This window comes from Lacunimicrobium album (genome assembly GCF_052161635.1).
Lineage (GTDB): Bacteria > Planctomycetota > Planctomycetia > Planctomycetales > Planctomycetaceae > SXPC01.
In genome coordinates, this window is record NZ_CP197413.1 from 5,338,789 (window position 1) to 5,360,113 (window position 21,325).

At 53.9% G+C, this 21,325-nt stretch carries 19 protein-coding genes and 1 tRNA gene; 14 read left to right on the forward strand and 6 right to left on the reverse strand.

What is annotated here, in order from left to right; all coding sequences use genetic code 11:
* Positions 1–269 precede the first annotated feature (269 nt).
* Positions 270–342 (reverse strand) — tRNA-Gly (locus tag SH248x_RS21455).
* Positions 343–935: 593 nt separating this feature from the next.
* Between SH248x_RS21455 and SH248x_RS21460 the strand changes: the two genes are divergently transcribed.
* Together SH248x_RS21460 and SH248x_RS21465 are read left to right on the forward strand one after the other, a co-directional pair.
* A complete protein-coding gene (locus tag SH248x_RS21460; protein WP_459556376.1) occupies positions 936–1,250 on the forward strand; it encodes a branched-chain amino acid aminotransferase in 315 nt (104 codons plus the stop codon).
* A gap of 184 nt (positions 1,251–1,434) precedes the next feature.
* Positions 1,435–1,803 carry a branched-chain amino acid aminotransferase gene (locus tag SH248x_RS21465; RefSeq protein WP_459556377.1) on the forward strand — a complete coding sequence of 123 codons (369 nt, stop codon included), beginning with the start codon at positions 1,435–1,437 and terminating at the stop codon, positions 1,801–1,803.
* A 234-nt stretch (positions 1,804–2,037) separates the two neighbouring features.
* On the opposite strand, the gene SH248x_RS21470 is transcribed toward SH248x_RS21465, so the two are convergent.
* From SH248x_RS21470 to SH248x_RS21485, 4 genes are all read right to left on the reverse strand, one after another.
* On the reverse strand, positions 2,038–2,601 hold the full coding sequence (locus tag SH248x_RS21470; RefSeq protein WP_459556378.1) for a flavin reductase family protein: 564 nt from the start codon (positions 2,599–2,601) through the stop codon (positions 2,038–2,040).
* A 15-nt stretch (positions 2,602–2,616) separates the two neighbouring features.
* Positions 2,617–3,870, reverse strand: coding sequence for an SMI1/KNR4 family protein (locus tag SH248x_RS21475; protein ID WP_459556379.1), 1,254 nt, complete (start codon positions 3,868–3,870; stop codon positions 2,617–2,619).
* A gap of 501 nt (positions 3,871–4,371) precedes the next feature.
* Positions 4,372–7,668 (reverse strand): PAS domain S-box protein, encoded by a 3,297-nt coding sequence (locus tag SH248x_RS21480; RefSeq protein WP_459556380.1) that lies wholly within the window; start codon positions 7,666–7,668, stop codon positions 4,372–4,374.
* 373 nt (positions 7,669–8,041) lie between these two features.
* Positions 8,042–8,515 carry a hypothetical protein gene (locus tag SH248x_RS21485; protein WP_459556381.1) on the reverse strand — a complete coding sequence of 158 codons (474 nt, stop codon included), beginning with the start codon at positions 8,513–8,515 and terminating at the stop codon, positions 8,042–8,044.
* Between the two features lie 295 nt (positions 8,516–8,810).
* Between SH248x_RS21485 and xylA the strand changes: the two genes are divergently transcribed.
* The gene (gene xylA, locus SH248x_RS21490; protein WP_459556382.1) at positions 8,811–10,121 is read left to right on the forward strand and encodes a xylose isomerase; all 1,311 of its coding nucleotides are present in this window, start codon (positions 8,811–8,813) and stop codon (positions 10,119–10,121) included.
* A gap of 145 nt (positions 10,122–10,266) precedes the next feature.
* Here xylA and SH248x_RS21495 read toward each other — a convergent pair whose 3' ends face one another.
* Complete coding sequence (locus tag SH248x_RS21495) at positions 10,267–11,274, reverse strand: hypothetical protein (RefSeq protein ID WP_459556383.1); 1,008 nt, start codon at positions 11,272–11,274, stop codon at positions 10,267–10,269.
* 154 nt (positions 11,275–11,428) lie between these two features.
* On the opposite strand from SH248x_RS21495, the gene SH248x_RS21500 reads away from it, so the two are divergent.
* From SH248x_RS21500 to rpsS, 11 genes are all read left to right on the forward strand, one after another.
* A complete protein-coding gene (locus SH248x_RS21500) occupies positions 11,429–12,130 on the forward strand; it encodes a rhamnogalacturonan acetylesterase (protein ID WP_459556384.1) in 702 nt (233 codons plus the stop codon).
* 233 nt (positions 12,131–12,363) lie between these two features.
* On the forward strand, positions 12,364–13,689 hold the full coding sequence (locus SH248x_RS21505; protein ID WP_459556385.1) for an alpha/beta hydrolase family protein: 1,326 nt from the start codon (positions 12,364–12,366) through the stop codon (positions 13,687–13,689).
* A 268-nt stretch (positions 13,690–13,957) separates the two neighbouring features.
* Entirely contained in the window at positions 13,958–14,368 is a 411-nt protein-coding gene (gene rpsL / locus SH248x_RS21510) for a 30S ribosomal protein S12 (RefSeq protein WP_459556386.1), read from the forward strand.
* A 121-nt stretch (positions 14,369–14,489) separates the two neighbouring features.
* Complete coding sequence (gene rpsG, locus SH248x_RS21515; RefSeq protein WP_459556387.1) at positions 14,490–14,963, forward strand: small ribosomal subunit protein uS7; 474 nt, start codon at positions 14,490–14,492, stop codon at positions 14,961–14,963.
* A gap of 98 nt (positions 14,964–15,061) precedes the next feature.
* A complete protein-coding gene (gene fusA, locus SH248x_RS21520; RefSeq protein ID WP_459556388.1) occupies positions 15,062–17,143 on the forward strand; it encodes an elongation factor G in 2,082 nt (693 codons plus the stop codon).
* A 417-nt stretch (positions 17,144–17,560) separates the two neighbouring features.
* Complete coding sequence (rpsJ, locus tag SH248x_RS21525; RefSeq protein WP_459556389.1) at positions 17,561–17,881, forward strand: small ribosomal subunit protein uS10; 321 nt, start codon at positions 17,561–17,563, stop codon at positions 17,879–17,881.
* Between the two features lie 158 nt (positions 17,882–18,039).
* Positions 18,040–18,735: a large ribosomal subunit protein uL3 gene (gene rplC, locus SH248x_RS21530; RefSeq protein WP_459556390.1), complete on the forward strand. Its 696-nt coding sequence runs from the start codon at positions 18,040–18,042 to the stop codon at positions 18,733–18,735.
* Positions 18,736–18,821: 86 nt separating this feature from the next.
* Entirely contained in the window at positions 18,822–19,466 is a 645-nt protein-coding gene (rplD, locus tag SH248x_RS21535; RefSeq protein WP_459556391.1) for a 50S ribosomal protein L4, read from the forward strand.
* A gap of 164 nt (positions 19,467–19,630) precedes the next feature.
* Entirely contained in the window at positions 19,631–19,954 is a 324-nt protein-coding gene (gene rplW / locus SH248x_RS21540; RefSeq protein ID WP_459556392.1) for an uL23 family ribosomal protein, read from the forward strand.
* 79 nt (positions 19,955–20,033) lie between these two features.
* Positions 20,034–20,891, forward strand: a complete 858-nt coding sequence (gene rplB, locus SH248x_RS21545) for a large ribosomal subunit protein uL2 (RefSeq protein WP_459556393.1) — start codon at positions 20,034–20,036, stop codon at positions 20,889–20,891.
* A 61-nt stretch (positions 20,892–20,952) separates the two neighbouring features.
* Positions 20,953–21,222, forward strand: coding sequence for a 30S ribosomal protein S19 (rpsS, locus tag SH248x_RS21550; protein WP_459556394.1), 270 nt, complete (start codon positions 20,953–20,955; stop codon positions 21,220–21,222).
* Positions 21,223–21,325 lie beyond the last annotated feature (103 nt).

Sequence of the window (21,325 nt, forward strand, 5' to 3'; positions counted from 1 at the left end):
TGTTGAAAACTGCCAAAGCAAAGAAATGGCAAGCCCGGTTTGCATCCCGCAAATTATCTGGCGTCCTGCGAGAGAGTTGCTGCCGATTCGATGATCGCGCCTCCAGCATGAGAGGCCTGCCATGTTAAGGCTTGGATTGATACCGCCTGTGCAGATCGACTTGCAATCTGCTTGACGCTTTCCTGCTCCTGCTGAGGTTCGAGCCTGCCGGGTCTTAAGGAGTCGGCCTGCAAACGGGGCTAACTTTCTCAAAACCACCAATAAAAAAGAGCGGGCGAAGGGACTCGAACCCTCGACAATCACGTTGGCAACGTGATGCTCTACCAACTGAGCTACGCCCGCTTGTGACGACGTTTCCCTGATCGGGCTCCGTACGCCGAAATCGCATTATGACACAATGTCTTCGTCCGTCAAGAATCCACGACTATTTTTCGACCGCCTCTTTTAAGAACCTTGGCTTTCCTCAATCTCTCTTTGGAAAGACACTCCAAGTCCGCCTCAGGCTCGCGCCAAGCTCCGTGTTTCCCGAAATCGACACAACCGTTACGACCCCCAGAATCGGTGTTCCCGCAGGGGCTTTGCGTTGACTAGACGCAACATGATGCCTGCGCCAGGTTGCGCGGCTTTAAGTAAATACTGCAAAAGGCTTTAAGTGCCTTGTGTTGTTGTCCGCTGAAAACGGCGTTGCTAATTGTCAACATCGGTGAAAATGGGGCTCATGGGCAGTGTAGAGGAAATATTACACAGTGTCGGAAAATATAAAGACTGTCGTGCCAACGTGTTAAGGAATTCTGATTGAGAGTTTTTGTAAACCCGACGGAGCGCGCCAAGGACCTTTGGCATGCCCATCGCTTTACATCCTTCTCATCGAAACACACACGTTTCCACAACACACCAACACACACACTGAGTCACTCTTCAAAGGAACGACACCCATGGCTAACTCAAACGCTCTCTTCGCTCAACTGATCAACGACGAAAACGGTTTCATTGTCTCTGCGGAACTTGTCCTCATCGCCACCATCTGCGTCATGGGTATGCTTGTCGGCCTGACCGAAGTGGCTTTCAACATCAATCAGGAACTCGAAGACGTCGGATCGGCTTTCGGAAGCATCAACCAGACCTACCGCTATAACGGAACAACCGGCAAGAAGGGCTTCTACTTCGGCTCTGCTTACGGCGATCAGTCAGACGACGGCGACGACAGCTGCGATATCAGCTGCAACGCCACTGCTGAACCAGAAGGTTGATTCCGCCGAAGGCGGTGATCGTAATTAGGAATTAGTAATTGGTAATTAGCCGGAACTAAGGCAGATTCCTCACCAATTCATTCCTGCTCGCCGCTCAATGTTTAACAAACGTACTCAAGTCAACTTCTTTCTTTGGATCGGCTAATTACTAATTACCAATTCCCAATTATTAAGGAACATCACCATGATTGCTACTTTCACTCAAACTCTCTGTGCCCTGAAGAATGACGAAGCCGGTTTCATCATCTCTGCTGAACTTGTCCTCGTTGCGACGATCTGTGTCATCGGCATGGTCGTTGGACTGACCGAAATCTCTTACGGTGTCAACCAGGAACTCGAAGACGTCGGGTCGGCTGTCGGATCGGTCAACCAGAGCTTCTACTACTCTGGCGTCACTGGATACAAAGGTCGCATCGTCGGCTCGCTGTATGGCGACGAATACGATACCTGCGACAGCCAATTCAACCTGAGCTGTGAATCAGGTGCTGTCTCCGAAGGCGGCGGAAATGGCTACGGCGGCGGATATGGTGGCGGCTACAGCTACGGCTACTAAGCACAGATAGGTGGGCGACTTTGTCCCGCTTCGCCCACCGGACAAATCATTGAACGTGTGGTGTTGTGATGGCCTCTGGTTCCTTTGACCAGAGGCCATTTTTATGCGTGCGGGGGTTTGTGTAGGGGCCGCTGTGCGGACTGTCAAACGCACGATCGTCGGTTGAGACAAATTGTTTGTAACTGTTCATGCAATTCAGGACTGCTGCCCGTTTGACGGTCCGCACAGCGGACCCTACGAAGCATTTGCGATCATCTTGTTGTCTCGGATGGTGTCTTCGTGCAGTAGTGTTCCCAATAACTGCAACTCGGCTGGGGTGGATGTCGCTGCGTAGCGTGACCAGTTCAACGGTTGCTGAGTTGAACCGCTGTCGAATGCTGCATCAACTTCGACGAGGAATAGCGAACGATCTGGCGTCTCGTATGTTTTGACGAGATGACACTCCAGGGCAGCCATGGCGTTAACCAGTCTCGGGACGCCATGTTGACTCGGTTTGATGCTCAGACCATGAAATTTATCGCGGTTCACGCCATTGAATCCGTGGCGACTTGCGAAGCGAAAGACAAGCTCACGCTCGGAGTCTTCCAGCAGATGGAGAACGAGCGCGTTGCATTTGGCGATCGTCTGGCAGGTATGGTGTGGCTTTGCTAAACCGACGAGAAACCTCGGGTTTTCTCGGTCCAATGAAGCCTGCGTGACGAACGTGGCGACCAGTCCAGCAGGTTCGTGGATCGTTCCCGATGTCACGATCCACAGCGGAGGATCAAGTCGAGATAGTACTGCAGATGCTGTCGTCATTGCTGGTCTTGTCTGTCAGGCCGAGGCTTTCGCGCCGTGGTAACTGCTGGGCATGATGACGAGGTCTTCGAGTTCGCAGTAGAAGTCCTGCGAGGTCAAGACTCGATACAGACGCTTCGTATAGGCACAAGGTCCCAACTGACTGACCTGGCGATCAAAGCGATGAGTGCCATCGGCCAGCCAGCACATCAGGTAGGTCAACTGGCAGGCATCGTCTTTGACAAGCATGACCCAGTGTTCCATCGGAGGCAGAGCGGGGGAGGGCGCCTTTGTCGGATCGACCGGGAAGAGATAGAGGCGGCCATGATGCAGATGACGAGTTTCTTCCGGCACGCTCCAGGTCGAGGAACTTCGAGCGATGACGGGCCAGGCAACGGGTGGTCTGGGCGAGTTGCCGATGGAGACGATTTTCTCTTCATCGAGAGACTCGGAGTCAACATCGCGATGGTGGACAACATGAGTGATCGATTTTGTCAGCTCGTAAGTCCGATACTGCTGGATCGCGAAGAGACCTTCTTCAACTGTCATTTTGCCAACTGGGGGATGGGGCACTGTGGAAGGTGAAGGTGTGAAGGCTACCTCTGCTGCGGATCCGTTGGCCGACATGGCTCGTCTGAGAGGTTTGGTCAGGTGATGTTCGAAGCAGACGATGACTTCGGTCAGCAGTTTCAACAGGTGAGACAGGTTTCCCTGGATCTCTTCGAGCGTATAGCTGTGTCCGATATCGGCCGTCCAGCCACGAGGATTCGCGACTCGGGCGGTTGTCGCGTGAGTTTGCTGGTAGCGGCAGTACGAAGCAACGTACTCGGCGAAATTCTTGAACCTGACAACGCGTCCAGTCGCCATTGCTCCTGCCTGACCGTTCAATTTTTCTTCGGGACCGCGTACCCAGTAAACAGCGACATCATCATCACTGCCGGTGGTTTCATTGAGCTTCAAGACGACCGATCCGAGTTTGCGTTCATCGTCAGAATTCGTGGCGCGACCATGGAACTGGTCGAAGAAGAAAGCGCTCGGTGTCGCGAGGACGACATAATGAGAGGGGAGAGCAGGGCGTCGCGAGCTTGTCATTTGTTCGATGACCGACAACGCGGCGACCCCGGTTGATCGCCAGTAGCCATATTGGCCCAGCAACCAGCGAAAACTGGCAGGGAACCGCACCCCGAGGTTTTTTTCGACACGATCGATCGTGAAGTACGACTCATGCGCATGCCCCATGAACCACGCTTCGTGCTCATGCACAAAACGTTGAAATTCAGACAGGGTCATCGGACGTGCTCCTTAAAGAAGCAACAAAACGGGCGCGCAGGAATGGGTGAGAGACTCTTTTTATCACGCTGAACGTGATTGTGCAGCAGCAATTTTGCAACGAGCGGTGAGCGTTGTAATTTCCGCAGCGGCGTCGCCGGTTGGAATTGCTGGCTGGCTTAATCCTCTTCGACGTGGAGCCGAGCCTCAAGTGATGTGTTTCAAAGTTTCCTTGAGAGCATCCCGGTTTCCGTCCTGAAGGGACGATTTCTGTCAGCCCAGGATGAAATCCTGGGAAACGGTGTCACAGGAGGCATTCCGCCCTGTAGGGGCGCGGTCAATTCTGTAATCAACGATGAGCCGCCCCTACAGGGCGGAGAAACTCTGTCATGTCGAAACCCAGGACGTGTCCTGGGCTGACAGAAATCGTCCTTTCAGGACGGAGAAAGTAAGACTGGCCGACAGCTTGGTTTTGCCGAACAGGATCGCGCCAAGCCAGCAGTGCACCCAACGCCGTGTTTGCTATTTACTGGACAGCTTCTTCAAATACTCGATCATTTCTGCGATCAATGTCTCCAGTGGCTTCACGCCATCTCCCTCGATCATTTCGTAGACCATCTTCTGATCTTCGCTCAGGTCGGGATTCTGCTTCAGGAGTTCGATTCCCATCGTGATAATAGACAACGGAGTCTTGATATCATGAGCCAGTTTTCTGACAGATTCTGGCGGGACGTCTGACTTCAGCAGAGGATCATCCACGGCTGTCGGGGCTTTTTCATTGGGAGAGGTTGAGGGCATGGCTTCTCTTCGCTGGATAACGGCTGCGTCTGGATTCTCGGTCGCGACTTTCAGCAGGATCTCGTTGAGGACTGTGATTTCCGCTGGTTTGACGAGGTGATAATCGAAGCCCGCTTCCTGGGTACGTCGTTTATCGTCCTCATGGCCCCAACCGGAAAGAGCGGCGATGACAATGTCTTTGCCCCAGTCCGTTGCATGGATACGCCGAGTGGCTTCGTACCCGTTCATCTTGGGCATCCCGATATCCATCAGGATAAAGTGTGGACTCCACTGATGGGCTTTCTCGATGCCATCAACGCCGTCGTGTGCCAGTTCGACCTGATGTCCGAGTTTCTCGATGATCACTTTCAGCATTTTCGCAGCGGCACGGTTGTCATCGACGACGAGGACACGGAGTTGACGTGTCGATTCCTGGATCTCGTCGAACTGCAGTGGTTTGATCGTCGGGATCTCGGGAAGATCACAGGTCGGCATCGTGACGCGAAATTCGCTTCCCTTGTTGACGCCTTCGCTGAGGACATCGATCGTGCCATCGTGCATTTCGACGATCGTTTTGACGAGCGTCAGCCCGATCCCCAAGCCTGAATAACCCTCTTCCAGCGAGCGTTTGACCTGCCCGAACATCTGGAAAATGTGATCCTGCATTTCCGGAGAGATGCCGAAGCCGTTGTCTTTGACGGAGATGACGAGGCGACCATCTTCTTCGAACGCTTTGAGCCAGATTTTCCCGCCATGAGGTGTATACTTGGCGGCATTATCCAGCAGGTTCGCGACGACCTGGGTGAGTCGGGCAGCATCGGCGTTGACGCAGACTTCTTCTCGGGGGAGTTCGACGAAGAACTCCTGACTGCGGTCTTCGAAATGGGGGCGAGTGGACTCGATGGCATTGTTCAAGATCTCGCTCAATTCACTCGGCTGCTGACGAAGTGACAGGCTGCCACGGGTGATGCGGGAGATGTCGAGGAGGTCTTCGATCAGGCGAACCATCTGTCTGACCTGGCGCTCCATCGTCTCAATGACCTGATTGGCTCCTGCATCCTGGCTCTGCCATTTGAGAGTCTCAATCCCGGTGCGGATCGGAGCCAGCGGGTTACGAAGTTCATGAGCCAGGGTGGCGATGAAGTCGTTCTTGCGCTGGTCAGCAATCGAGAGGTCGCTGGCGAGTTTGCGCAGGTTGTCTTCGAGCAGGCGTCGCTCGGTGACGTCAATAACGACGCCCGGCATATTCACAGGACGTCCCTGTTCATCGCGCTCGATTCGCGCTCGAGCTGTGATCCAGCGGACTTCGCCATCATCATCTGTCAGGCGATATTCTGCACTGAAGACATCGCCGGCTTTGACGGCTTCGCTAATGACCTGATTGAGCAGTTCGCGATCATCCGGGTGAACGGCATCGACATACGATTCGAGCGAACCGCCTTGAGCCTGCTCGGCTGCGACGCGGAACATTCGCGCGAGATTCTGATCCGCGTAGACTCGATTTGACTGGATGTTCCAGTCCCAGGTTCCGATCTCGCCGATTTCGAGCATCGATTCCAGACGCGATTGAGCATCCGCCAGTGAGGCACGAATCTGGGCCTGCTCGGTGATATCGACTTCAGCGACGACACCGCCGACGAGGTTTCCCTCGATATCGAAGATCGGAGAAGCGGAGTTGAGGATTGTTTTTTTCTGACCATCGAATGTTTCGATGAGGACTTCTTCGGGGCGGACGATTTCGCCGTTCTTTAATGCCCGGCTCATGGCCCACTCTTCACCTTTGATGAGTTCGCCTGTTTTGGGCCACCAGCCTTTCCAGTCCTGATAATGCTCGAATGTTGACGAGAGGGGAGTTGAGTCGCCCCAGATTTTCTTGAGTTCGCTGTTCAGGTGAGTCAGTTTGCCATCAGCATCGGCGAGTATCACGCCGACGGGCATGGCTTCGATGACGGATCGCAGGCGCAGTCGTTCGGATTGAATCTGGGCGACGTATTGTTCGTAGTCCTTTTCCGCATCGCGTTGTTCGCTCATATCGCGGAAGACCATGATCGCGCCGACGATCTTATCTGCACGACGGATCGGGGCACCGCTATCGGAAATCGGGCGTCGCGAGCCGTCTTTGGCGATGAGGACGGTGTGATTGGCCAGGCCAACGATGACGCCTTCTCGCAAGACGCGCGTGACCGGGCTCTCGACGACGGCACCCGTTTCTTCATTGACGATATTGAAGACGACAGTCGACTGCTGCCCCAACGCTTCTTCGAGCGTCCACCCGGTCAGTTGTTGCGCCACAGGGTTGAGCATCGTGACTTCGCCACGGTCATTGGTCGCGATGACGCCGTCGCCGATACTTTCGAGAGTGACGCGGAGATTCTCCTGCTCCTGGCGAATCAACTCGGTGGCGCGCTGGCGTCCTCTAAGTTCGCGGACGACCAGCGGGAGCACCAATGCACAGGCCGTCAGGCCGAGAACAGCAGCGATGACCATCTCGACTCGGGCGCGCTGGAAGCTGTTGTTGAGCGCCTGGACTCGACTCGAATAGACTTTATCAAGCGCGCTGTTGAGAGTTCGCGTCTGCCCGCGAATCGCCTGCATCAGACGCAGGCCTTCTTGCGTATTGACGATGTTTCGACCGGCTTCGAGTCCGTCCTGACGAGCGACATCGATCGTGCGTTTCAACTCGCTCATTTTGCTGTCGATGAGTTCGAACAGCTTTTGGAATTCGTCGCTGTATTCTGGATGATTTTCAACGACGTTCTCGATCTCGGCTCTTCGGGTCGCCATTTCGTTGGTCGACTCGATGAAGGGCTGAAGGTAGTCGTCTTCGCCCGCGATCAGGAAGCCGCGTTGTCCAGTTTCCGCATCGACGATGACGGAGTAAAGCTGCTCGAACTTGTGAACGAGATTGTTCGTTTCGCGCGCCGAGGCACGGGCTTTCTCGATCTGACGCAGTCGCTGGTAGGAACTAGCGGTCAACAGCACCAGAAACACCGCTAAGCAGCCAATCAGGATGATAATCCGGGTGTTTGTGACCGTCTTCATCGATTCGTTACCCAATTGCATCCCTGCGACGACTTACCCAAGAGGAGCATCAGCGGCCTTCGAGCACATAGCGACTCGCCTGGCTATTTCGATAGATCGAAATTGATGGATCGAATCTGACAGGACGTCGGCTAATTCCGACTGGAGTGTCCCGCCATCCCCTTGTTCTCCCAACCGGCAGCATCCTGTCATCCACTTTGACCAGGAAGCCCTGTTTCTGCCGAACGGAGATCGTTGGCGACTCGGAACGTCTGTTATTCCTGCGGTCGCTACGAATCATAACGATCTGCGCTGCATAATACGGCGCATAAAAAGATCCCGCTTAAAACTAGCGGGATCGGTTGGGAACGTCAATCATTCCTCTGCGGAGGAATTACTCATCATCGTCTGCGAAGTCTTCTTCGCCAGCATCATCGGCGTCGGCATCGTCATCGAAAGCGTCGTCTTCTTCGACTTCCAGTTCGACTTCGACTTCTTCATCGCCGGCTTCTTCATCACCTGCGACTTCGTCGGTCAGTTCTTCATCGTCTTCGATGACGACCTTCGACTTCGGAGCTTCCTGGCCGATCACTTCTTTGACGGGCTGAAGGAAATACAGCTTCTTCGACTTGGAACGGAGCAGTTCGAGTTTCTCGAGAGCTTCGTCCTTCTGGTCGTAATTGAAGCGACCTTCTTCTTTGAGCGCACCGCTGAAGATCACCCAAACCATGCGTTTACGTTCCAGGCTGGCAGCCTTGGTACGTCGCTTGGCCTTCCGCTTCACGGTCTTTTTGACCTTGGCTTCTGCCGGTAACTTTTCGGCAGCTTCTGCTTCGCGACGTCGATCTAGAAGTGTCTTTCGGGCCATGTTTCGAACTCATTTTCCTAAACGGTCCCGGCGGAACTCACCTGAAACAGGGCTCGCCACCGTAACCTTGATCTAACTTGATGCGGATATCCGGCAAAATATCTCAGACACCTAAAAACCAAGCTAACAGTCTACCAGATTTTAGTCTTTTTGACCAGCAAATGCAGTTCTTTTTTTGTCTCGCCCCTTTCCATTTCTAGCTTCCCAGTCCCACCATGATTACACTGCCAAAAACAGAACGCATCAACAAGCATTCAAATACAATTCATCCGCAATATTTCTAAGGAAGCATCCCATGGCCTTTTTCCCTGAAATCTCCAAAATCCAGTACGAAGGCCCTCAAAGCCGCAATCCGCTCGCGTTTCGGCATTATAACCCGGAGGAAGTCGTTGAAGGCCAGAAGATGAAGGATCTCCTTCGTTTCTCTGTCGCCTACTGGCACACCTTCCGTGGCAATGGTTCTGATCCCTTCGGCGCTCCTACCATGGTCAGGCCGTGGTGCGATGGCACGGATTCGATGGACAACACTCTCAAACGCGTTGATGTTGCCTTCGAGTTCATGGAGAAACTGGGTGTCGAATTCTACTGCTTCCATGATCGCGACATCGCACCCGAAGGCGCTTCTCTCAAAGAGACCAATCAGATCCTCGACAAGGTAACCGCCAAGCTCAAAGAGGCTCAAAAGCGGACCGGGATCAAGCTCCTGTGGGGAACAGCGAACCTCTTCTCCAATCCTCGCTTCATGCACGGGGCTGCTACCAGCTGCAATGCTGACGTTTATGCCTACGCGGCTGCTCAGGTCAAAAAAGCGATCGAAGTGACTCACGAACTCGGCGGCGAGAATTATGTCTTCTGGGGCGGTCGCGAAGGGTATCACAACCTCTTCAATACCGACATGAAACGTGAACTTGATCACCTCGCCCGCTTCATGCACATGGCTCATGATTACGCCAAGAAGATCGGCTTCCACGGTCAGTTCCTCTTCGAGCCAAAACCCAAAGAGCCAACCAAACACCAGTACGATTACGACGCCAACACGTGCATGAACTTCATCCGCGCCAACGGCCTGGAAGGCATCGTGAAGCTCAACATTGAAACCAACCACGCGACTCTGGCTGGCCACACGATGATGCACGAACTCGAAGCCTCCCGCATCCAGGGGTCGCTGGGATCCATCGACGCCAACACCGGCGACCTGCTCCTCGGCTGGGATACCGACCAGTTCCCGACCGACATTTACCTGACAACCCAGATCATGCTTGTCATCCTCAAGCAGGGTGGGATCAAGCCAGGCGGAGTCAACTTCGACGCCAAGGTCCGTCGTGAGTCCTTCGAGCCGATCGACCTGTTCCACGCCCACGTCGGCGGCATGGACGCCTTCGCCCGCGGGACCAAGATCGCCGCTGCCATTCGCAAGGACGGCATCCTCGACAAGTTCGTGGCCGACCGTTACTCCAGCTTCGATGCCGGCGTCGGCAAGACAATTGAAGACGGTTCTTCGACGTTTGAATCCCTTGAGAAATACATGCTCGACAAGGGCGAATCAGATGCGAACAAGTCAGGACGCCAGGAGTATCTGGAGAATCTGATTAATATGTATCTGTAAGATTTTTTTGCAGACTGAAGATTGAGTAAAGCAGGCAGCGAACGCTGCCTGCTTTCTTTTTGGCTGCATTGTCTTTTGTAAATTGGAGATTGGAGCACAATCAATCTCAGTATTCGCACTTCAGTGCAACCTTGCACACTCGCCCTTACCCGGCCGAAACTGGAATACTTTCGGCCATCTTCTCGCTTCTTTCGACTGTCTGGGAAAACTCCGGTTTCCTCGTTCGCTTGAACAACGGGAACAAATCGCTCGCAATCAGATGCAGCGCGACCCAGGTTGTGAAAAACGCGGGGGAGAAGATGATTGTCAGGACGAAAGGATGAGTGACGTGTCCGAGATACTGGCCGATCGCGACGGTCGTCAGGTTGACGGCGAGAATCCCGAAAGACGTGAGCAGCCAGCCACGATGGGGCAGTCTCATCGAGATCTCATACGAACGGGCATAGTGAAAGAAACTGGCAGCGGCGACGTGAACGCCGTAGACGCCGTCTGCGAACATGTCGTCCATGAAAGGGCCGAAGCGTCCCCACACAAAACCTTCGCCAATCAGAAACGCAGCAGTAAGCATGTAAGGCCAGCGTGTCGGATCGAACAGGTCTCGGGCTGCTCCCATCGCGAAGCATATGATGGTGACGAGAACTCCCAGGAAAAAGAGTTCGAGTTGTCGATCGACCCAGAATTCTCGCGCCAGAAGCGCCAGCGACAAATAAACGAACGAAAACAGTGGTATCAGGAAGACGTTGCGGACATCCTTGCTCATCAGGCGTAAATCAGGCCCGTGAACGGTCTTTGCGATAAATAGTTCAGCTTTGATGAAGTGGGCGATGAAGTAGGACCAGACCAGCCCATCGAAGATACGCCAGCCCATTTGGTCACGAGTGACTCGCAGTAGAGGAAAAAATATTGCGACTATGGCAATGAACGCCAGGATTCGTACTAGTCCCTGTCGTTTCCACAGCGAACCGAACTGCCCGTAAAACGCATACACAAAATGCGACAGCCCCAGGTACGCCGTCAGCGCGAACAGGTTGAGTGTAAAAACAGACTTCGCGCCAAACGAAGGATCCGGCCATGCCCACAATAATCCCGGCCAGGCGAAGCCCACGCCAATCAACAGAAACGTCACTGCAAGACACATCGGGCCGGAATTCATGATTCACCTGAACAGGTCTGCCAAGAAAACATTTGAATTTGATCGACTTGAGAATTCAGCGTTTGAAATACGTCAATATCTACAATAAGAAAGTGAAAGGGCCAATCCATTGAATGATCAGCGATAAGATCCAAATTCTAACCAGGATGTTGTCATGAAGTGCTCTGTGATTGCGCTGCTGTCTCTGATTCTTTTCACCGCTGCTGTTACCAGCATTCAAGCTCAAGAGTCTCCTGAGATTATTCTTGTCGGCGACTCGACTGTAACAGACGATTTCGGATGGGGACTCGGATTTGCCAACTGCCTCAAAGGAAATGCGACCTGTCTCAATCTGGCAGCAGGCGGACGCAGCAGCAAGAGCTACCGTGACGAAGGACGCTGGGAGAAGGTTCTTTCCAAGAAACCGGCGATTGTTCTCATCCAGTTCGGCCACAACGACCAGTTCGATAAGGGGCCAGATCGTGCCGCAGACGCCAAAACAGCCTTCCGCGATAATCTCGCCCGTTATGTTGATGAAGCCAAACAGATCGGAGCCAAGCCTGTTTTAATCACATCGATGTCTCGACGCATCTGGGATCCAAGTGGAAAGAAGATCAATTCAAACCTCACTGAGTACGTCGAAGCAACGATCGCTGTGGCGAAAGAGAAAGATGTCCCGTTGATCGATCTGCACGAACTCTCCATCCAGCTCTACGAAAAATTTGGCAAGGATGCGTGCGACGGCATCGGCCCACCACCTGAAAAAGGGGTTCCTGATATCACACACCTCAATGCAAATGGCTCAAAACTGGTTGGCTCGATCGTCGCGCGTGAACTTCGGGTCCTGATGCCAGAACTGGAGCCTTACATTCGATAAAGGAGGAGGGGGGCTGAGAGCTTATTTCAGTTCGATCACGATGTCTCTGTCTTGACTCAATAATGAGCATCGCATCATCCCTGAAAGGCAGGATGAAACGAGACAGGCGGAGTCGCTACCCAAATCGCCAGAGACGCGATCGGGCCTTTTGGTGGTGTCCTTAATGATTATGGCTTGGTCTTTGTGGGTGAGCAGCTAAACTTATAAGCATCCACTATTGCGAAAGCCCGCCCATGCTCGCACGCCTCACTTTTTGCTTAGCTGCCTTGATCTGCTCAACCGCCTTCGCCGGCTACCCGCCTCTCCCGCCCGCAGAACCTCCTTATTATCGCGTTCAATACGAAGGCTCGACGAACGCAGGGGAACTCCGCTTCCCCTCGAGTTACACGATCTGGCTGCCACCCGGCGTGGAGAAAATCCGTGGCATCATTGTTCATCAGCACGGCTGTGGCGAAGGGGCCTGCATTGCTGGTCAGACAGCGGCTTTTGACCTTCATTATCAGACGCTTGCGAAAAAGCACCATTGCGCTTTACTTGGCCCGGCCTATCAACAACCCGAAAAAGAAGCCTGCCAGCTCTGGTGCGACCCGCGAAACGGCTCTGGCGACCGGTTTCTCCAGGCCATCGACGAACTTGCCGAGAAGACCGGCCATGCTGAGCTGAGAACCGTTCCCTGGGCCATCTGGGGGCACTCGGGCGGCGCTGTCTGGACAGGGACCATGCTGATTCTTCATCCGGATCGTTTCGCCTGCGCCTGGTTACGTTCCGGCGCACCGAAAATGCTGCTCAAGCCCACAGAAGAGTCTCCTCTTAATCTGCCAGACGCTGCCTTGACTGTCCCGATCATGTGTAACCTGGGAACAAGAGAAGGCATCACGTTCGAAGGCGACATGTTCAAGATGGTCTGGCCGTCTCAGAAACTCTTCTTCGAAGTCGCCCGAAGCCGCGGCGGTCTCATCGGCGTTGCCGTCGACCCGAAGGGAAGCCACGAAGCTGGCAATACCCGCTACCTTGCCATCCCCTGGTTCGACGCGATCTTAACAGCCCGTCTTCCGGAAAATCCCGGCGAAGCACTCAAGCCAATGCCGGCTGAGCAGTCATGGGTCGCGCGTCTGCTGGACGCACAGACGATGCCAGAAACACTTTTCTCGGGCGACACGCGTACGTCAGTCTGGCTGCCTAACGAAACAGTTGCGAAGGCCTACTCCGAGTATGTCACTGACGCAAACGTCTCTGATGCCACCCCTCCGCCTGCTCCAGCCGACCTGAAACTGACCGAAAATATTCTCTCCTGGACCGCCGAGGCGGACCTGGAATCGGGCATTTCACACTTCTTAATCTACCAGGACGGCAAGCAGATCGCCCAAGTTCCCGAAAAGCACACCGGCAATTTTGGTCGGAAGGTCTTCCAGGTTATCAACTACAGTGACACCCCCACTCAACCATTAAAGGAGCTTCGCTACAAGCTCACAACTCATGGCACAGAAGCGACTTATGAAGTGATCACGGTCAATTCCATCGGCCTTCAGTCACTCCCGTCTGCTCCTCTCAAGCCTTGATTTCCTGCTAGGTTAACGCCGGTGCCTGCGATCGTCATGTTTGAGTCTCCCGATACTATGGTCTCTCAATGTCCTAACTCGTTCCTGTTTGTCCAATTCCGAATTGGGAAATCCGAAATCGGAGCGTTCCCACTTGATTGACCACTCCATCGGACATCGATATACTCATCGATTCTTCCGCGTCACGCCGCCCGAAAAGCGTCGTGCCGGATCGTTTCGTTTTTCACCGATTCCCGTTCCAACGACAAATTAGACGGTTCTGACGGTTATGCCAACAATTAATCAACTGGTCCGCAAGCCACGTAAGAAGCAAAGCACGAAGAGCAAGACCCCTCTGCTCGAAGGCTGTCCACAGAAGCGTGGTGTCTGCCTCCAGGTGAAGACAATGACCCCGAAGAAGCCGAACTCGGCCCTTCGTAAAGTCGCCCGGGTGCGACTGTCGAACGGCAAAGAGTTGACGGCCTACATCCCAGGGGAAGGCCACAACCTTCAGGAGCACTCCATCGTGCTCGTCCGCGGCGGTCGTGTTCGCGACCTTCCAGGGGTTCGCTATAAAGTCATCCGCGGTACGCTCGATACCCTCGGCGTTAACGGTCGTAAGCAAGCTCGCTCTCGCTACGGTGCTAAACGCGGTAAGCCAGGTGCACCAGTCAAGGGCGCACCAGCCAAGAAGAAATAATCCGCAACGGCAATTCTGCCCTTGCCAGTCAGGTCCGTCTTCGGGCCGTCATAAAGACGTTCATTTTTTCAATACACAGCCGTTTGTGGTCCTTTTTCGGGCCTGACACGAGACTCAATCCATGTCCAAAAGCTTTACCGCCAGTCGAGACCAACTCAAGCCGGATGCTCGTTACGGCAGCCTCCTGGTTTCTAAGTTTATCAATTGCCTGATGTGGGATGGCAAGAAGAGTGTCGCTCAGCTTGCTTTCTACTCTGCTCTTGAGCGAATCAAAGAAAAGATGCCTGAGCAGGACGAGCTGGAAGTCTTCCTGACCGCCATCGACCACGTTAAGCCGCATATCGAAGTTCGTTCAAAGCGAGTCGGCGGTGCGACTTATCAGGTTCCGACTCCAGTTCCTGGCAAGCGTCAGCAAACGCTGGCTATCCGTTGGATGCTGGCCGCCGCCCGCGCCAAGAAGGGTCGCCCAATCGCCGTCAACCTGTCTGATGAATTCATGGCAGCATACAAGAAAGAAGGCGCAGCCGTTACCACACGCGAAAACGTGCACCGCATGGCCGACGCGAACAAGGCATTCGCTCACTTTGCATGGTAATTTGCTGACTCACAGTCTAAAAAAGAGCCGAGGCCTTCCTCGGCTTTTTTTACGCCCGGATCTTTCCCATTCAGCCCCGTACTCGAGTCCTACCTGCCATGATCTCCGACATGTCCAAAATTCGTAACATCGGCATCATTGCTCACATTGATGCCGGTAAGACGACCACCACTGAGCGTATCCTGTTTTACACAGGTACTTCTCACCGCATGGGCAATGTCGATAGCGGCAATACAACGACGGACTTCGACCCGGAAGAGTCAGAACGCGGCATCACCATTTATTCAGCCGCCGTCACCTGCAACTGGAAAGACTGCCGGATTAACATCATCGACACGCCAGGCCACGTCGACTTCACGGCAGAAGTTCAGCGGTCGCTTCGAGTCCTTGATGGTGGTGCTGTGATTTTCTCTGCGGTCGAAGGGGTCGAAGCGCAGAGTGAAACCGTCTGGCGACAGGCCGACGAATATAAGGTCCCACGGCTCTGCTTTATCAACAAGATCGACCGCATCGGTGCTGACTTCGAACGCACGCTTAAGCAGATCGAGAGTCGGCTCAAGGGCAAGCCAGTCCCGGTCACGATCCCTATCGGCCAGACGAGCATTGGCAACGATCCCCTCAGGGGCGTCATTGATATCATCGAGATGAAGGCGCTTTATTTCGATCCTGAATCCAAGGGTCTCAATATTCGTTCCGAGGAGATCCCCGAAGACTATCAGCTCATTGCAGAGACATGGCGAGCCAATCTCCTCGAGGCCATCGTCGAGCTCGATGAAGAGGTCATGGAGAAGTATCTGGAAGGTGCTGAGATCCCCAAGGAAGATATTCGTCGCCTCCTGCGAAAGGGGACCCTCGAACACCTGTTTCAGCCGACGTTTTCCGGCTCGTCGCTCAGCTACATCGGCGTTCAGCCACTCCTGGATGGTGTCAACGCTTACCTCCCGAGCCCTCTCGATTGCCCACCTGTGACGGGCGAGAATCCGAATTCAAAGAAAGAGGCGGTCGAAACTCGAAAACCGGACGTCGAAGAACCTGTCTCTGCCCTGATTTTCAAAATCGTCGCCGAGCAGCACGCTGACCTCTGCTTTGTCCGTGTCTTTTCGGGGCGGCTGAAATCGGGCTCGCGTCTGCTCAATGTCCGCACTGGCAAAAAGGAGATGATCAATCAGCTCTGGCACATCCAGGCGGATCAGAAGCAGAAGCTCGAAACCGACGAAGTCCTCGCAGGCGATATCTGCGGCGTGATTGGGCCCAAAGATATCCAGACAGGCGATACTCTCAGCGATCCGCTCAAGCCGATCCTGCTGGAAAGCATCCATTTCCCCGAGACTGTCATTTCCATGGCTGTCGAGCCAGACAACAGTGCCGACCGTAAAAAGCTGGCTGATGTGCTCGAGAAGCTGTCTCGTCAGGATCCCACCTTCCGCATCAAAACGGACGAAAACACCGGACAGACTATTATTTCTGGGATGGGTGAGCTTCACCTGGAGGTCATCAGTAACCGGATCAAGCGAGATTTCAATTTGAAGGTCCGCGTGCACAAGCCACGCGTCAGCTACCGCGAGACCGTCAAAAAGGCTGTCACCGCGACGGGAACATTCGAGCGTCGGACGGGCGATGATACGCAGTATTTCCAAATCACCGTCAAAATCGAACCATTTACCGGTGAGCAGCCCGTGACGATCGTTTCACAGCTCAAGCCAGACGCCCTCCCGAAAGAGCTTCGCAAGCCACTGGATGACTCAATCCGCATGAGCACCCAGCGCGGCGGCCTCCTGGGCTACCCGCTCATGAATGTCAAAGTGACTCTGGTCGACGTCGATTACAAGCAAGGCGAATCAACCGAGCTGGCTCTTTCTGCCGCGACCGCCCAGGCTGTCATGGAGGCATTTAACAAGGCTGATATGGCACTGATGGAGCCGGTCATGAAGTTGGAAGTCGTTTCCCCGGAAGAGTTTATCGGAAACATCCAGGCGGATCTCCAATCTCGACGCGCCTCGATTACCGGTCAGGAGCAGCGAGGTCACCTCACGGTTCTCGACGCCGAGGTCCCGCTGGCGAAGATGTTTGGTTACTCGACCCAGGTTCGCAGTTTGTCGCAGGGACGTGCGTCGTATTCCATGGAGCCACTCAAGTACGATCTCGCGCCACCTGATGTCCAGGAGAAGATGATGTTCTAGTCGGGAGAATTCTGGTTAGGGCGGGCCAATCTTCATATGTTAGTGCAAAACTCGTCATTTCCTTGCAAATCTCGACGAACGACGCAACCCGGTTCGTTGACAATCAATAAAGGCGTTTCTAAAATCTGACTTTTTTCCGCCTTAGAGAACTACGGGATTTGCATAGGGTCTGAAACACGATCCTCACTGTCCGAGGTCTCGCGACCTTCGGCAGCTCAACGAGCCGGTTATTGCTCGTCGTTGAGCCCCCTGTCGGAACGATTGCGGGAAAAATGTCGACTTCAGTGTCGACTCGAGATAAAGCCAACCGCTTCTTCTTGACGACAACACTGACCTTCAAGCGAAGTTCGTGGTTCACACAACTTCAAATTCGTCTCATATAAGTCTGATTTCTACTGGTTGGTTGGAGAGTCACACGTGGCAGGCGCAGGTGAAAAAATTCGTATCCGGATGGAAGCCTATGATCACAGCGTGCTGGATCAATCGGCTGCCGACATCGTTGATACGGCTAAGCGAACTGGCGCCATCGTCCACGGGCCAATCCCGCTGCCGACACGCATCGAACGCTACACCGTTCTGCGATCTCCGCACATCGACAAGAAGTCTCGCGAGCAGTTCGAAATCCGAACTCACAAGCGACTCGTCGATATCATTCAGCCAACTGGCAAGACGATCGACGCTCTGAACAAGCTGTCGCTCCCAGCCGGGGTCGACATTAAGATCAAGGCCAACGCCTGATCCGTTTAATGCTTCGCTGTTCCTGCTCAGGCAGATCACGAAGTCACTGATAGGGTGGGCCTTGGTCCACCTTCTTTAACATAACGGACAGCGAAACATTCACTGTCCAGTTTGCGTCCGGCGAGATTTTTCTCGCATTTCGAACAAAGGTGAGTCCGATGCCAGTCGGTTTGTTAGGTAAAAAAGTCGGCATGACTCAGGTCTATAACGAAGCCGGAGAGATCGTCCCTGTGACGGTCATCCAGGCAGGCCCTTGCCCCGTCCTGACGGTCCGAACCAAGGACCGCGACGGATACGAAGCCGTTCAAATCGGCTTCGGCGACAAACCACGTCGCCTGGCAACTAAGGCAGACCGAGGTCAAGTGGCCGATATCGAGAGTAAACGCAAGAAGCGCCTCGAACAGGGCGGCAAGACACTCGATGCCAAAGCAGGCGTTGAACCACAATATTTCATTCGCGAGTTCCGCACGGAAGGCGAAGAGCATGGACTGACAGTCGGCCAAAAGCTCGACGTCAACCACTTTGCTGAAGTCAAAGCGGTCGACGTGATTGGGACCAGCAAAGGCCGCGGTTACACCGGGGTCATGAAGCGACACAATTTTTCCGGTCTGGGTGCAGCACACGGTACCAAGAAGGTTCACCGTAGCGGCGGTTCGACTGGTCAGCGTTCGGATCCATCGAAGGTCTTTAAGGGCACGAAGATGTCTGGTCAGTACGGCAATACCCGTACGACGATCCGTAATCTCAAGGTGGTCAAGGTCGATCTCGAAAACAACCTGCTGCTGGTCAAGGGCTCGATCCCAGGCCCAGCTGGTCAGTACATCGTTATCCGCCACACCAATAAATTTGACTAAGACCCAATTCGACTAAGACATTCCAGACTCACGCGGTCTCATCATGGCGATGTCAAAGCGTCGCCTTATTTTGAACGAGTCCAATCATGATCAGCCTTCCGATCCACAACATGAGCGGCGCCGAAGTCGGCACCTACGAATTCGATCCAGCAGAACTCGCCAGCGGCATTAACCGTCAGCTTCTGCACGACGTCGTTGTCATGTATGAAGCCAATAAGCGTCAAGGGACAGTCCAGACCAAGTCTCGCGGCATGGTCGTTGGCTCAACCAAGAAGCTGTTCCGCCAAAAGGGAACCGGAAACGCCCGAGCAGGCTCAAAGCGTTCTCCGATCCGACGCGGCGGCGGACGTGCCTTCAATTCAATGCCACGCGACTGGGGCTACCGTCTTCCTAAGAAAGCGGTTCGTCTCGCCACTCGTATGGCGCTGCTGAGCAAGTTCCAGGACAATGAAGTTCGCGTCCTCGACGACCTTCAAGTCGCTGAGCCAAAGACAAAGGCAATCGCCAATGTTCTGACGGCTCTGAAGATCGACGGCAAAAAGACACTTCTGGCGATCGCTGAGCACAATCCAATTCTCTGGAAGTCTGCTCGTAACATTGAGGGTCTGCAAGTCTCTCCTGCTGCTGATCTGAATGCCTATGATCTCCTCCATCAGAAGATCTTCGTCGTGACCAAATCGGCCCTCGATCTGCTTCGCAAGCCGATTTCAAAGCCACAACCGACGGCCTAAGTCAAAAAAGCTGAAAACTCGCCTGGACATTTCGGGAAATCACCCTCCAGTAGGTTGTATTTTCCACCGTCCGGCATCACAATACGCGGCTCCCATTTTCCGAAGTGGGAGCCTCTGATTTTAACGCAAGCCACGTTGGCTTTCGCAAGATTTGGAAACAAGTTATGGCGACTCCAGAACAAACCGAGACGAAACCAAAGGGTCTGAACCTGGCTCCACACCAGGTCCTGATTCGTCCTATCATCACCGAGAAGACGACTCACCTTTCTGAATCTCGCAACGCATATACCTTTGAAGTTCACCAACAAGCCGACAAGACCCAAATCAAAGATGCGGTCCAGGCGATGTGGAACGTCAAGGTGGTCGCTGTCAACACACAGAACCGTGTCGGCAAGACTCGTCGTTTCAAACTTACCAAGGGTGTCACCAAGAACTGGAAGAAGGCCATTGTCACTCTGCACTCAGATGACAGCATCTCCTTCTTCTAAGATTTGATACTGTCAAGATTTGACACCGCCCCTTCGGGTACGTTCGCACAATTCACGACTTCGACCTGGATAGATCATCATGGGACTTCGATTCTACAAACCGACCTCACCTGGACGACGCGGAGCGTCCGTCCTGGATTTTGCTGAGATCACGGACAAGAAGAAACGCCCAGAGAAAGCATTGACTGTTCGTATCACCCGCACCGGTGGTCGTAACAATCAAGGTAAAATTACGTCACGTCACCGCGGCGGTGGGTTTCGTAAGCTCTATCGCATGATCGACTTCAAGCGTCGTAAAGATGACGTCCAGGCAGTTGTTCTGGGTATCGAATACGATCCAAACCGCAACTGTCACATTGCCCTCCTTCAATATGCAGACGGCGAGAAGGCTTACATCCTCGCTCCTCTTCACCTGAAGGCCGGCGACAAGATTCAGAACGGTGCCAAAGCTGAGCCAGTTCTCGGTAACTGCCTTCCGCTCAGCCACATTCCTCCGGGAACTCAGATTCACAACATCGAAATGCAACCAGGTCGTGGCGGTCAAATGTGCCGCGGAGCTGGTACCTACGCGACTTTGAACGCCACTGAAGGTAACTGGGCACAAATCACCCTGCCATCAGGCGAAGTTCGTCGCGTTCCCTCTGCCGGTCGTGCCACGATCGGCCAGGTTGGAAACATCGACTTTATCAACGTTAACTACGGCAAAGCTGGTCGTATGCGATGGATGGGGATTCGCCCACACGTTCGCGGTACAACCATGAACCCGATCGATCACCCGATGGGTGGTGGTGAAGGTCGTAACGCCGGTGGACGTCACCCTTGCTCACCAACTGGTAAACTCGCCAAAGGTGGTCACACCCGTAAGCGTCGCAAGGCATCTTCGAAGGCTATCGTTCGACGTCGCGTTTCTCGACGTTACGGCCAGCTGAAGATCTGACGTCTGAGTTAACTAATTCACGGATACATATCGTTTTCGTCTCGATTGAAGGAATCAGCGCATGTCGCGCTCACTGAAAAAAGGCCCCTACGTCGACGTCAAGCTGCTGAAGAAAATCGGCAAGCAGGAGTCCGACGGCCGTCGCGAACCAATCAAGACCTGGGCGCGTAACTCGACGATCTCTCCAGAGTTCATCGGTTATACATTCATGGTCCACAACGGCCGGGCTCACGTCAGCGTCTATGTCACAGAAGACATGGTCGGTCACAAGCTCGGTGAGTTCTCTCCGACACGGACCTTCCGAGGTCACGGTTCTAAAGGTAAGAGATAGTTTCCTCCGTTGCCTTCGGCGGAACGTGATGAGGAGCATAGAGACTTTCGTCTGTGCCATCCGTCAGACCCGATCAGACCAAAACACAGATACACAAGCGTAA

What these genes read in the sequence shown, in the direction of transcription:
- SH248x_RS21460 (WP_459556376.1), top strand. Translation starts at nt 936, where the DNA reads ATGGCTAACTCAAACGCTCTCTTCGCTCAACTGATCAACGACGAAAAC.
- SH248x_RS21465 (WP_459556377.1), top strand. Translation starts at nt 1,435, where the DNA reads ATGATTGCTACTTTCACTCAAACTCTCTGTGCCCTGAAGAATGACGAA.
- SH248x_RS21470 (WP_459556378.1), bottom strand. Translation starts at nt 2,601, where the DNA reads ATGACGACAGCATCTGCAGTACTATCTCGACTTGATCCTCCGCTGTGG.
- SH248x_RS21475 (WP_459556379.1), bottom strand. Translation starts at nt 3,870, where the DNA reads ATGACCCTGTCTGAATTTCAACGTTTTGTGCATGAGCACGAAGCGTGG.
- SH248x_RS21480 (WP_459556380.1), bottom strand. Translation starts at nt 7,668, where the DNA reads ATGAAGACGGTCACAAACACCCGGATTATCATCCTGATTGGCTGCTTA.
- SH248x_RS21485 (WP_459556381.1), bottom strand. Translation starts at nt 8,515, where the DNA reads ATGGCCCGAAAGACACTTCTAGATCGACGTCGCGAAGCAGAAGCTGCC.
- xylA (WP_459556382.1), top strand. Translation starts at nt 8,811, where the DNA reads ATGGCCTTTTTCCCTGAAATCTCCAAAATCCAGTACGAAGGCCCTCAA.
- SH248x_RS21495 (WP_459556383.1), bottom strand. Translation starts at nt 11,274, where the DNA reads ATGAATTCCGGCCCGATGTGTCTTGCAGTGACGTTTCTGTTGATTGGC.
- SH248x_RS21500 (WP_459556384.1), top strand. Translation starts at nt 11,429, where the DNA reads ATGAAGTGCTCTGTGATTGCGCTGCTGTCTCTGATTCTTTTCACCGCT.
- SH248x_RS21505 (WP_459556385.1), top strand. Translation starts at nt 12,364, where the DNA reads ATGCTCGCACGCCTCACTTTTTGCTTAGCTGCCTTGATCTGCTCAACC.
- rpsL (WP_459556386.1), top strand. Translation starts at nt 13,958, where the DNA reads ATGCCAACAATTAATCAACTGGTCCGCAAGCCACGTAAGAAGCAAAGC.
- rpsG (WP_459556387.1), top strand. Translation starts at nt 14,490, where the DNA reads ATGTCCAAAAGCTTTACCGCCAGTCGAGACCAACTCAAGCCGGATGCT.
- fusA (WP_459556388.1), top strand. Translation starts at nt 15,062, where the DNA reads ATGATCTCCGACATGTCCAAAATTCGTAACATCGGCATCATTGCTCAC.
- rplC (WP_459556390.1), top strand. Translation starts at nt 18,040, where the DNA reads ATGCCAGTCGGTTTGTTAGGTAAAAAAGTCGGCATGACTCAGGTCTAT.
- rplD (WP_459556391.1), top strand. Translation starts at nt 18,822, where the DNA reads ATGATCAGCCTTCCGATCCACAACATGAGCGGCGCCGAAGTCGGCACC.
- rplW (WP_459556392.1), top strand. Translation starts at nt 19,631, where the DNA reads ATGGCGACTCCAGAACAAACCGAGACGAAACCAAAGGGTCTGAACCTG.
- rplB (WP_459556393.1), top strand. Translation starts at nt 20,034, where the DNA reads ATGGGACTTCGATTCTACAAACCGACCTCACCTGGACGACGCGGAGCG.
- rpsS (WP_459556394.1), top strand. Translation starts at nt 20,953, where the DNA reads ATGTCGCGCTCACTGAAAAAAGGCCCCTACGTCGACGTCAAGCTGCTG.